We start from the raw sequence: 11501 nt of genomic DNA, 5'->3' as shown, positions 1-11501 counted from the left end.
CACACCATAACGCGATGTATCGCGTCTTACAATGAGTTCGCGCGCGTCGCACTCCGTGATCACGGGTCGACCCCCGCCCACCGGAACACCGGCAGGCCCGTGGTGCCTCAGACCATGACCGTGTAGCCCGCCTCGCGCAGCGACCGGCCCACCTCGGCGCAGTGCGCCGGCCCCTTCGTCTCCAGGTGCAGCTCCACCTCCGCCTCCGTGAGCCCGAGCCGCGGATCGGTCCGGACGTGGCTCACGTCGAGGACGTTAGCGTCGACCACCGACAACACGCCCAGCAATTGCGCGAGGGCGCCGGGCCGGTCCGTCAGCCGCAGCCGTACCGCCAGGTAGCGGCCCTGCGCGGCCATGCCGTGCCGCAGCACCCGCTCCATCAGCACCGGGTCGACGTTGCCGCCCGACAGCACCGCCACGACCGGGCCCGTGAAGGAGGCCGGGGCGCTCAGCAGGGCGGCGACCGGGCTCGCCCCGGCCGGCTCCACCACCAGCTTCGCCCGCTCCAGGCACAGCAGCAGCGCGGCGGACAGCTCGTCCTCGCTGACCGTGCGGACCTCGTCGACCAGCTCGCCGATGATGCCGAACGGCACGTCACCGGGCCGTCCCACCTTGATGCCGTCGGCCATCGTGGCCGGGTTCTCCACCGTCACCGGCCGTCCCGCCGCCAGCGACGGCGGATAGGCGGCAGCGCCCTCCGCCTGCACCCCCACGATCCGCACGTCCGGCCGCAGGGCCTTCGCCGCCACCGCGATCCCCGCGGCCAGCCCGCCGCCGCCGATCCCGACCACGATCGTCGCGGCCTCGGGGCACTGCTCCAGGATCTCCAGCCCCACCGTGCCCTGCCCCGCGATGACGTCCGGGTGGTCGAAGGGGTGGATGAACACCGCGCCCGTCCGCGCCGCGTACTCCTGCGCGGCGGCCAGCGTCTCGTCGACCACCTGCCCGTGCAGCCGCACCTCGGCCCCGTACTCCCGCGTCGCGCTGACCTTCGGCAGCGGGGCGCCCTGCGGCATGAACACAGTCGCGTGCACGCCGAGCAGCGACGACGCGAGCGCCACCCCCTGCGCGTGGTTGCCGGCGCTCGCCGCCACCACACCGGCGGCGCGCTCCTCGGGCAGCAGGCCGGCGATCCTGACATAGGCACCGCGCAGCTTGAACGACCCCGTCCGCTGGAGGTTCTCGCACTTCAGGTGGACCGGCGCGCCCACCATCCGGGACAGGTGCCTGCTGCCCTCCAGCGCGGTCGCCCGTGCCACGCCCGCGAGCATCTTCTGGGCGCCGCGCACGTCGTCGAGGGTGACGGTGCGCAAGGAGTCAGCCGTGGTGTAGCTCATGACACCCAGCATCGCAGTTCACGGGCGGGAACGACCGTTGTGACCAACCTCCGAGACCCGCTTTGCGCAGCGCCGGTACGGCCCGCCCCCCGGCCGCGTACCCTGTCCCCCAATCTGCCAGCCCTCCACGAAGTGAGCCCCCGGCCATGCCCACAACACCTGGAATGTCGATGGACATGACGACCGTCGGTGACAGCGGTCTCCTCGACACGCTGCAGCACGAGGTGGCGCTGTTCGCCCGCCGCGCCGAACAGACCCGGCTCGGCGGGGTGGGGCAGGTGCGCAACTCCATGGACCGCGCCGCGTACCTGCTGCTCAACCGTCTGGACAAGGAAGGTCCCATGGGCGTCAAGGCGCTCGCCGCGAGCATGGGGATCGATTCGTCGACGGTCACCCGCCAGGTGGCTCCGCTCGTCGACACCGGCCTCGTCAAGCGCACCTCCCACCCCGAGGACGGGCGCGCGGTGGTGCTGCAGCTCTCCCCGCGCGGGCAGGCCCGCCTGGAGGAAGTGCGCTCCTCCCGGCGCCAGTTGATGGCGGAGCTGACCCAGGACTGGCAGCCGGAGGAGCGCGAGGCGTTCTGCTCCCTCCTGACCCGCTTCAACAGCGCCCTGTCCTCCCGGATGGCGGCCCAGGGGATGCCCGGCCCGGAGGCCCAGCCGGAGTCCTGACCACCGCACGGACGGACCGCACACGCGCGGGGCACTCGGAGGCGGACGCCGACACCGTCGTCCGGGCGGCGCGCGTGAGGGTCGTTTCCGGTGCTGCGCGGCTCTTGACCGCGCAGGCGTCGCCGGTCTCATATGAGACCGGGTCCCTGCCCGCTGCGGCCGGGACCGCATCCCCGGGGTCGCCGTCGGGCGGGAGGCGCGGTGCGAGAGCGGCACGCTGTCCAGGCAGCCCGCCGGGCCCGTGAGTTCGAGGCGTTCGTCGCGGGCGCGGCCGGGCGGCTGCTGCACGCCGCCACCCTGCTCACCGCGGAGCCCCCGGACGACAACCCCCGGGCGCGGCGGCTGCTGACACGGGCGCTGGCGCACACGTACGCGTGCTGGGACCGGCTGCGCGGCGACGACCCGTACGACCGCACCCGCCAGTACCTGGCCACGCGCTTCGCCCGCGGCGCGTGGCACCACCACGCCGTTCCGGGGCTGCGGGCACGGGCCTGCGGGCCGCTGGCGTCCCTCGGTCCGCAGGAGCGGCTGGTGCTGGTGCTCCGGCTGCACGAGGGCGTCGCCGAGGAGCAGGTGGCGGCCCTGCTCGGCCTGTCCACGGAGCGCGTACGGGCGATCTGCCACCGTGCGAAGTCGGCCCTGCTGCACGGGCCGCGGAATCAGGCCCCGGCCGTCACGGCGGCGAAGGCGGTGCCGTCATGACCGGCACGGCCCGTGCGGTGCGCCCCCGGAGCCCGGCATGAGGGGCAACGACCGCGAGGCCGCCCTGCGGCGGCTGCTGGAGCAGGGGCAGCGCACGGTGCCGCCCGGGATCCACGAGGAGGCGGTGCGCCGGGGCGGCCGGATGCTGCGGCGCAGGGCGCTGGCCCGCCGTCTGCTGTGGCTGCTGCTCGTCGCGGCCGCGACGGCCTTCGCGGTGTGGGCGCTGACCGTCCAGCCGTGGGTGGAGCCGCCCTCGGAGACGACCCCGCCCCTCACCGGCTGGTGACCCGGCGGGAACCGCCCTCGGAGTCGGCCCCGCCCCTCAACGGCTGGTGACCCGGCCGGAGCGGCTCCGGACCGAGCCGCCCGGCCTTGACGGCCCTAGCCGAGCGCCTGCTGAAGGTCCTCCAGCAGGTCGTCGGCGTTCTCGATGCCGACCGACAGCCGCACCAGGTCACCGGGGACCTCCAGCAGCGAGCCGGCCACGGACGCGTGAGTCATCCGGCCCGGGTGCTCGATCAGCGACTCCACGCCGCCCAGGGACTCGCCCAGCGTGAAGACCTTGGCGCGGTTGCAGACCTCGACGGCCGCCTCCTCGCCGCCCTCGACGCGGAAGGAGATCATGCCGCCGAAGGACTTCATCTGCTTCGCGGCGACCTCGTGGCCGGGGTGCTCCGGCAGGCCCGGGTACAGCACGCTCGTCACACGCGCGTGCCGCGAGAGCATGTCGGCGACCTTGGCGGCGTTCTCGCTGTGCCGGTCCATGCGCACGGCGAGCGTCTTGGTGCCGCGCAGCACCAGCCAGGAGTCGAAGGGGCCGGCGACCGCGCCCATGGCGTTCTGGTGGAAGGCCAGCTCCTCGCCGAGGCCGGCGTCGGCGGTGACCAGCGCGCCGCCGACGACGTCGGAGTGGCCGCCCATGTACTTGGTCAGGGAGTGCACGACGACGTCCGCGCCCAGCGACAGCGGCTGCTGGAGGTAGGGCGTGGCGAAGGTGTTGTCGACGACGAGGCGGGCGCCCCCGTCCCGGGCGACCTGGGCGACGGCGGCGATGTCGGTGATCCCGAGGAGCGGGTTGGAGGGCGTCTCCACCCACACGACCTTGGTCTTCGGGGTGAGGGCGGCGCGCACGGCGGCCGGGTCGCTGGTGTCGGCCACCGACCACTCGACGCCCCACCGGGCGACGACCTTGGCGAACAGCCGGAACGTGCCGCCGTAGGCGTCGTTGGGGATGACCACGTGGTCGCCGGGGGCGAGCAGCGTGCGCAGCAGGCAGTCCTCGGCCGCCAGCCCCGACGCGAACGCCAGACCGCGCCGGCCGCCCTCCAGGGCGGCGAGGTTCTCCTCCAGCGCGGTCCTGGTCGGATTGGCGCTGCGGCTGTACTCGTAGCCGCCGCGCAGGCCGCCGACACCGTCCTGCTTGTAGGTGGAGACCTGGTAGATCGGCGGGACGACCGCGCCCGTCAGGGGGTCGGCGGTGTTGCCCGCGTGGATCGCGAGCGTCTCGAAGTGCTGACTGATGTGCCTGTCGCTCATGGGCCCGAGGGTAGTGCGCCGGGACGCGGAGTGCCGTGGGACGGGGCGGCGCGGGCGCCGCGGCGGCGTTTTCGAGGGTTTTCCCCCGGGGCCGCGTGAGGCCGGACCGGGGTTTTCCACAGGTTCGGGGAGCAGGTTGGCCAATTGTCGGCACGGTCTGGTTCGCTTGTTGCATGGAGATTCTCTGGGTCCTGATCGCGCTGGTCATGCTGGGCTTCGTGCTGCTTCCCTTCCTCCGGCGCAGGCGCGGTGCGGTCGGGCTGGTCTCGCCCGACCACCCGGACGCCGCGGACCCGGCGAACTACGGCTTCGTCCGCGAGGAGGAGCTCGACATCCGCATGCCCGGCCCCGACCAGGACCTGCTGGACGTCCTGGACGTGGTGCAGCGCACGCAGGACCACCGCGCGGCCCGGCAGCTCCTGGCGGGCACGGAGACCGAGGGCGAGCGCCGCTGGCAGCGCGTGCAGGCCTTCGCCGGCGCGGCCTCGCTGGAGCTCGCCCGCCGGCCCGGCGGGGTGGGCGACTCGCCGGGCGGCCAGTGGCTGCGGGTGTGGCGGGCCGAGGCGCCCAAGGACGCGGGGGGCGCCGCGGTGCACGCCGAGTTCCTGGTCCAGCAGGCGTGGCGGACGGCGACGCCCGGGACGGACGAGTTCCGGATCATCATGGAGGAGGCCCGAGCGGCGTGCGGCGAGGCCGCGCTGCTGGCCCCCGGCGACCCCGTCCCCTACATCGTCGAGCTGTCGGTGGCCCGTGGACTGGGCTATTCGCAGAAGGACTTCGAGCAGGTGTGGCTGAAGATCCTGGACCGCGCCCCGGTCCACATGGGGGCGCATCTGGCCGCGCTGCACTACTGGTGCGAGAAGTGGCACGGCTCCCGGCAGGAGGCGTACGCGTTCGCGGAGGCCGCCGCGGCCCGCGCCCCGCGGGGCTCGCTGCTCGCGGCCATGCCGCTGTTCGCGGTCTTCGAGCACCTTCCCGAGGTGACCCTGGTCAGCAGCTTCTGGCAGAGCGAGGTGGTCACCAAGGCGATGCACGGCGCGCTGCACGCGGTCCACTCGGCCCGCCCGGACGACCCGATGCTGGCGCACGTGCGGCACATGCTGGTGTTCTTCCTGGTCCGCAGCGAGCGCTGGTCGGAGGCGATGAGCCAGCTGGTGCAGGTGGACGGCCATGTGGGCGCCCTGCCGTGGACGCTGTCCGCCGACCCGGCGGCGGAGTTCGCGGTCTACCGGGCGCTCGCGGTGGCGGGCTACGAGGCGAACGGGGGCAGCCCGGCGAGCCTGCCGCACTGAGCCCGACCGCTCGCCGGCGGGCCGGCCCGTTCCCGCCGCCCGGACTCCGACCGGCCGCCCCACCCCGGAATGCCGTACGGCCGGGGCGGGTTGAAGGGGGCGTCCACCCAAGAGGAGCCCGCATGTTCCTGTACAGCCGCACGCCCCGGCTGCCGACGCCCGAGCAGGCGCTGAAGGGCCGACCGGAGCCGGTGTTCACGGTGCCCGGCCGCCACACCGTCCTCGGCAACCCGCTGCTCGGCCCCTACCCCGAGGGCCTGAAGACCGCCGACTTCGCACTGGGCTGCTTCTGGGGTGCCGAGCGCGTGTTCTGGCGGCTGCCCGCCGGAATCTGGACGACTCTGGTCGGCTACCAGGGCGGCTTCACCGAGAACCCCATCTACGAGGAGGTCTGCTCGGGCCTGACCGGCCACACGGAGGTCGTCCGGGTGGTGTACGACCCCCGGCACATCTCCTACGAGCGCCTGCTGAAGACGTTCTGGGAGTCGCACGACCCCACGCAGGGCTTCCGCCAGGGCAACGACGTGGGTACGCAGTACCGTTCGGCCGTCTACACCCACTCCCCCGAGCAGCAGGCCGCGGCCAGGTCCTCCCGCGAGGCCTACCAGAAGGTCCTCACGGCGTCGGGCCACGGCGCGATCACCACCGAGATCCTCCCGGCGGCCGACCGCCCCTTCCACCCGGCCGAGCCGTACCACCAGCAGTACCTGGACAAGAACCCGGCGGGGTACTGCGGCATCGGCGGGACGGGGGTCTCCTGCCCCGTCGGTGTGGCGCGGGCCGAGGGCTGAGGGCGGGCCCTTCGCCCGAGGGCCGTCGGCAGGAGCCCGGCGGCTGGGACCGGCCCGCGGGAAACCGGAGGTGACACGGGGGTCCGGTCCCCGGCGGGCACCCAATAGGGTGCCTGCGTGACTGCGCCCCTGAGTTCCGACAAGTCCCGTGCCGCGCTGCGGATAAGCGCGCGGGTGTCCGCCGAGTTCCTGCTGGTGTTCGCCGCGACGGCGGTGGCCCTGTGGCTGCTGGGCCGCATGTGGTCGATCGTCTGGCCGCTCGTGGTCGGGCTGCTGATGACCACGCTGACCTGGCCCGCCGCCCGGTACCTGCGCCGGCGCGGCTGGGCGCCCGCGCTGGCCGCGTCCGTGGTGACCGTGCTGTTCCTGCTGCTGGCCGCGGGCGTCGTGGCGCTGATCGCCGTACCGGTGGCCTCGCAGTCCGGGGAGCTGACCGACGGGGTCGTGGAGGGCATCCAGCGGTTGCGGGAGTGGGCGGCCGGGCCGCCGCTGAACATCGGTGACGCGCAGATCAACAAGGCGTTCGACAGTGCCGTCGCACGGGCCCAGGAGGGCCTGGGCAGCATGGTCGGCGCGGTCGTCACGGGTGTGAGCACCGTGGTCAACGGCGTCGTCACGGCCGTCCTCGCGCTGTTCCTGATGTTCTTCTTCCTCAAGGACGGACCGCGGTTCCTGCCCTGGCTCGGCCGTCAGCTGCCCGGGCGGCTCGCCACCGACGTGCCCACCGTCTTCGACCGCGGCTGGGCGACCCTCGGCGCGTTCGTGCGCTCCCAGGCCGCCGTCGGCCTGATCGACGCCGTGCTGATCGGTCTGGGCCTGTGGATCCTGGACGTGCCGCTGGTGCTGCCCCTGGCGGTGCTGACCTTCGTGTCGGCGTTCGTGCCGATCATCGGTGCCTTCTTCGCGGGGTTCGTCGCGGTCCTCATCGCGCTCGTGTCCAACGGCCTCATGGACGCGCTGATCGTGCTGGCCATCATCGTCGTGGTGCAGCAGCTGGAGGGCAACGTCTTCCAGCCCATGATCCAGAGCCGGGGCCTCGGCCTGCACGCGGCCGTGGTGCTGCTGGCGGTCACCCTGGGCGGCAGCCTCGCCGGCATCGTCGGCAGTCTGCTCGCCGTGCCCGTCGTGGCGCTGATCGCGGTGGTGTGGAACTACGTCCGCGAGCAGCTGGCCGACCCCGCGGCCGGGCCCGACACGGGCGGCACCGGCACGGACGGCATCGACCCGGCCGACCCCGTCACCCCCTGACGGCCACCGGCCGCCCCGCCGTGCCCGGGTGACGGGGCCGCGCGGGGATACCGTCGGCCCATGAACGGTGATCGTCCGGGATGGCTGCGGTGTCTGCTCGCCGGCGCGGTGTTCGCCGTGTGCATGGCCGGGACCACGCTGCCCACCCCGCTCTACCCCCTCTACCAGGCGAAGCTCGACTTCTCCGAGCTCACCGTCACGGTGGTCTACGCGGTGTACGCCTTCGCCGTCATCGGTGTGCTGCTGCTCGCCGGCAACGCCTCCGACGCCGTGGGCCGCCGGCTGGTGCTGCTGGGCGGCCTGGGGTTCTCGGCGGCGAGCGCCGTGTGCTTCCTGTGCGCGACGGGGCTGGGCTGGCTGTACGCGGGGCGGCTGCTGTCGGGGCTGTCGGCGGGCCTGTTCACGGGCGCCGCCACCGCGTACGTGATGGAGCTGGCGCCCCGCGGCGGGGCCTCCCGGGCCACCTTCGTGGCGACGGCCGCCAACATGGGCGGACTCGGCTGCGGTCCGCTGCTGGCCGGACTGCTCGCCCAGTACGCCCCCTGGCCGCTCTATCTGCCGTTCGTCGTGCACCTCGCCCTGGTCGCGGCGTCGGCCGCCGTCCTGCTGCGGCTGCCGGAGACCGTACGGGAGCTGCGGCCGCTGCGGACCGTCCGGCCGCAGCGGCCCGCGCTGCCCGCCCAGGTGCGGGCGGTGTTCGGCCCGGCGGCGACCGCGTCGTTCGTGGGGTTCGCGCTGTTCGGGGTGTTCACGGCCGTCAGCCCGGCGTTCCTCGCCCAGTCCCTGGACCTGCACGACCACGCGGTGAGCGGGCTGGTCGTTGCCCTGGCCTTCTTCTCCTCCACCGCCGGGCAGCTGGCGGTCGGGCGCATCGGGGTCGGCCGGTCGCTGCCGCTGGGCTGCGCCCTGCTGCTCGCTGGACTGCTGCTGCTCGCGGGCGCCCTGCACGGGAACCTGCTGGTCCTGGTGGTACTGAGCGCGCTCGTCGGCGGTGCCGGGCAGGGGCTGGCGTTCCGCGGGGCGCTGTCCTCGGTGGCCGCGGCGTCACCGGCGGACCGGCGGGCGGCGGTGATCTCGACCCTGTTCGTGGTCGCGTACGCGGGGATCTCGGTGCCCGTGATCGGCGTCGGGCTGCTGACGGAACCGCTCGGCCTGGAGGGCGCCGGGCTGGTGTTCATCGCGTGCATGGGCGTGCTGGTCACCACGGCCGCCCTCTACCTGCTGCGCCGCCCGGTCCGCACCGCGGCGTGACCACGGGCCGACCAGGCCCGACGGTGACCGGTGCCGCCCGCGCGGCACGCACCGGCGACGGCCGCCCGCCCGCATGGACCCACCGCCGCCCGGTGCCCGCCCACACGGACGGACGCGGCGAAGTCGCGGGCAGGTGTCCGCGGTGTGAGCCTGGACGCGCCTCGGGGGTCCGCGAAAGGAGTCGCCCCATGGTGCCCGTCCCCCCGTCGCCCGTGCGGGTCGAGGCCGACGTCGACCCCCGGCTCTCCCGCTGGCTGTGGCTGGTCAAGTGGCTCCTGGCCGTGCCGCACTACATCGTGCTGTTCTTCCTCTCCCTGGCCTTCTTCGTCGTGACCGTGATCGCGTTCTTCGCCATCCTGTTCACGGCGCGGTACCCCAGGCCCCTGTTCGACTTCAACGTCGGCGTGATGCGCTGGAGCTGGCGGGTCGGCTACTACGCCCACACCGCGCTCGGCACCGACCGCTACCCGCCGTTCACCCTCGCCGACGTGCCCGACTACCCGGCCCGTCTCGACGTGGCCTACCCGGAGCGGCTGTCGCGCGGGCTGGTCCTGGTGAAGTGGTGGCTGCTGGCGATCCCGCAGTACGTGGTGGTCGGGATCTTCGTCGGGGGCGGCTGGGGGTGGGACGGCGGCGAGGGCTGGCGCGGCGCCGGGCTGATCCCCTTCCTCTCGCTGGTCGCCGTGGTCGTCCTGCTGTTCACCGCCCGCTACCCCCGGCCGCTCTTCGACTTCCTGCTCGGGCTGGCCCGCTGGGTGGCGCGGGTGACGGCGTACGCCGCGCTGATGACCGACCGGTACCCGCCGTTCCGGCTGGACCAGGGCGGACGGGAGCCCGCTGCGGCGGGCCCGGCCGCGGACCCGCTCGGCAGGTACTGACACGCGGCAGCCGGGCGTGCCGCCCGGGGCACGTCCGGGCGGGAGGGGTGCCGGATCAGCCGCCGCTGCCGTAGGGCCGGGTGATGATCTCCAGGCGGTGGCCGTCGGGGTCGTCGAAGTAGGTGCCGCGGCCGCCGTCGTGGTGGTTGATCTCGCCGGGGCGGCTGTGGAACGGATCCGCCCAGTACGTCACCCCGGCCTCCCGGATGCGGCCGAAGATCTCGTCGAACTCGTCCTCCGAGACGAGGAAGGCGTAGTGCTGCGGCGTGATGGCCCCGGGGCTGTCCATGAAGTCGAGGGTGACGCCGTTGGGGATCTCGACCGGGAGGAACGGGCCGTAGGGCGGGCTGACCTCCAGCCCGAGGATGCCGGCGAGGAACCGGGCCGATGCGCGCTTGTCGTGCGAGGCGACGATGGTGTGGTTCAGCTGCACGGTCATGGCGGGCCTCCCCTGGCGGAGCGGTGAACCCGAGGTGCACTCCCCCCTGTGTACCCGGCTGCGGGTGCGCGCGCATCAGGAGACGCCCGAGGGCCCCGGCTCGTGGCCGGGGCCCTCGTCGCAGGGGGCCGGGCTCGTGGCCGGGGCCCTCGGGGGGGGGGCAGGGGCCGGGGCGTGGCCCGGCCCCCGGGTCGTACGGCGACCGCGCGGTCTCAGATGGTGGCCGTGTCGATCACGAAGCGGTACCGCACGTCACTGGCCAGCACCCGCTCGTAGGCCTCGTTGATCTGGTCGCCGCGGATCAGCTCGATCTCGGCGCCCAGGCCGTGCTCGGCGCAGAAGTCGAGCATCTCCTGGGTCTCCGCGATGCCGCCGATCATGGAGCCGGCGAGGGACTTGCCGCCGCCGATCACCGAGAACAGGTTGAGGGAGATGGGCTCCTCGGGGGCGCCCACGTTGGCCAGGGTGCCCTCGGTCTTCAGCAGCGACAGGTACGCGCCGAAGTCCAGCGGGGCCGAGACGGTGGAGACGATCAGGTCGAAGGTGCCGGCCAGCTCCTCGAAGGTCTTCGGGTCGCTGGTGGCGTGGTAGTGGTCCGCGCCCAGCTTCAGGCCGTCCTCGCGCTTGCGCAGCGACTGCGACAGCACGGTCACCTCGGCGCCGAGCGCGTGCGCGATCTTCACGCCCATGTGGCCGAGACCGCCGAGTCCCACGACGGCGACCTTCTTGCCGGGGCCGGCGCCGAAGCGCTTGAGCGGCGAGTAGAGGGTGATGCCGGCGCACAGCAGCGGCGCGGCGACGTCCAGGGACAGGCCGTCGGGGATGCGGACGATGAAGTCCTGGTCGACGACGACCTTCTGCGAGTAGCCGCCGTAGGTGGGCTCGCCGTCCTTGCCGATGCCGTTGTAGGTGGGGATGTTGCCCTTGACGCAGTACTGCTCGCGGCCGGCCTTGCAGTTCTCGCACTCGCGGCAGGAGTCGACCATGCAGCCGACGCCCACGCGGTCGCCGACGGCGAACTTCGTCACGCCGGGGCCGACCTCGGAGACGACACCCGCGATCTCGTGGCCGGGGACCATCGGGAAGATGCCCTCGCCCCAGCCCTCGTTGGCCTGGTGGATGTCGGAGTGGCAGATGCCGGCGAACTTGATGTCGATCAGGACGTCGTGCTCGCCGACCTGGCGGCGTTCGATGGTGGTGCGCTCCAGCGGGGCCTTGGGGGCGGGAGCGGCGTACGCAGCGACGGTGGTCATGCCGGGGGTTCTCCTAGCGACGGGGTGTGCCCGGCTGCCTTCTGGATCTTCTTCCCGGGCACGACCACCAGCCTGCGCGATCGGCGAGCCGCTACCCAGACCA

Annotated in this window: 12 protein-coding genes; 8 read left to right on the top strand and 4 right to left on the bottom strand. The window is 73.5% G+C overall.

Going from position 1 to position 11501, the window contains the following annotated elements; genetic code table 11:
* Positions 1-107: 107 nt before the first annotated feature.
* Positions 108-1337, bottom strand: coding sequence for a threonine ammonia-lyase (ilvA, locus tag ACFYWG_RS17625; RefSeq protein ID WP_389202076.1), 1230 nt, complete (start codon positions 1335-1337; stop codon positions 108-110).
* Positions 1338-1501: 164 nt separating this feature from the next.
* Between ilvA and ACFYWG_RS17620 the strand changes: the two genes are divergently transcribed.
* The 3 genes from ACFYWG_RS17620 to ACFYWG_RS17610 all read left to right on the top strand — a co-directional run bounded on the left by ACFYWG_RS17620 (position 1502) and on the right by ACFYWG_RS17610 (position 2996).
* On the top strand, positions 1502-2008 hold the full coding sequence (locus ACFYWG_RS17620) for a MarR family winged helix-turn-helix transcriptional regulator (protein ID WP_376328896.1): 507 nt from the start codon (positions 1502-1504) through the stop codon (positions 2006-2008).
* A gap of 201 nt (positions 2009-2209) precedes the next feature.
* Entirely contained in the window at positions 2210-2710 is a 501-nt protein-coding gene (locus ACFYWG_RS17615) for a sigma factor-like helix-turn-helix DNA-binding protein (protein ID WP_383506057.1), read from the top strand.
* A gap of 37 nt (positions 2711-2747) precedes the next feature.
* Positions 2748-2996: a hypothetical protein gene (locus ACFYWG_RS17610; RefSeq protein WP_383506054.1), complete on the top strand. Its 249-nt coding sequence runs from the start codon at positions 2748-2750 to the stop codon at positions 2994-2996.
* Positions 2997-3091: 95 nt separating this feature from the next.
* On the opposite strand, the gene ACFYWG_RS17605 is transcribed toward ACFYWG_RS17610, so the two are convergent.
* A complete protein-coding gene (locus ACFYWG_RS17605; protein WP_376328889.1) occupies positions 3092-4246 on the bottom strand; it encodes a cystathionine gamma-synthase in 1155 nt (384 codons plus the stop codon).
* Positions 4247-4419: 173 nt separating this feature from the next.
* On the opposite strand from ACFYWG_RS17605, the gene ACFYWG_RS17600 reads away from it, so the two are divergent.
* From ACFYWG_RS17600 to ACFYWG_RS17580, 5 genes are all read left to right on the top strand, one after another.
* Positions 4420-5538 carry a hypothetical protein gene (locus tag ACFYWG_RS17600; RefSeq protein ID WP_389202072.1) on the top strand — a complete coding sequence of 373 codons (1119 nt, stop codon included), beginning with the start codon at positions 4420-4422 and terminating at the stop codon, positions 5536-5538.
* Positions 5539-5660: 122 nt separating this feature from the next.
* A complete protein-coding gene (msrA, locus tag ACFYWG_RS17595; RefSeq protein ID WP_389202070.1) occupies positions 5661-6329 on the top strand; it encodes a peptide-methionine (S)-S-oxide reductase MsrA in 669 nt (222 codons plus the stop codon).
* A gap of 129 nt (positions 6330-6458) precedes the next feature.
* Positions 6459-7577: an AI-2E family transporter gene (locus ACFYWG_RS17590; RefSeq protein WP_383506076.1), complete on the top strand. Its 1119-nt coding sequence runs from the start codon at positions 6459-6461 to the stop codon at positions 7575-7577.
* Between the two features lie 60 nt (positions 7578-7637).
* A complete protein-coding gene (locus tag ACFYWG_RS17585) occupies positions 7638-8828 on the top strand; it encodes an MFS transporter (RefSeq protein WP_389202068.1) in 1191 nt (396 codons plus the stop codon).
* 188 nt (positions 8829-9016) lie between these two features.
* Positions 9017-9706, top strand: coding sequence for a DUF4389 domain-containing protein (locus tag ACFYWG_RS17580; protein WP_383506041.1), 690 nt, complete (start codon positions 9017-9019; stop codon positions 9704-9706).
* Between the two features lie 55 nt (positions 9707-9761).
* On the opposite strand, the gene ACFYWG_RS17575 is transcribed toward ACFYWG_RS17580, so the two are convergent.
* Together ACFYWG_RS17575 and ACFYWG_RS17570 are read right to left on the bottom strand one after the other, a co-directional pair.
* Positions 9762-10145: a VOC family protein gene (locus ACFYWG_RS17575; RefSeq protein ID WP_376328876.1), complete on the bottom strand. Its 384-nt coding sequence runs from the start codon at positions 10143-10145 to the stop codon at positions 9762-9764.
* A 212-nt stretch (positions 10146-10357) separates the two neighbouring features.
* Positions 10358-11398: an NAD(P)-dependent alcohol dehydrogenase gene (locus tag ACFYWG_RS17570; protein ID WP_389202065.1), complete on the bottom strand. Its 1041-nt coding sequence runs from the start codon at positions 11396-11398 to the stop codon at positions 10358-10360.
* Positions 11399-11501: the final 103 nt, after the last annotated feature.

Source organism: Streptomyces sp. NPDC003456 (assembly GCF_042878735.1).
Lineage (GTDB): Bacteria > Actinomycetota > Actinomycetes > Streptomycetales > Streptomycetaceae > Streptomyces.
Note: the sequence above shows the minus strand (reverse complement) of the source record. Positions and strands in the feature narration are given on the sequence as shown.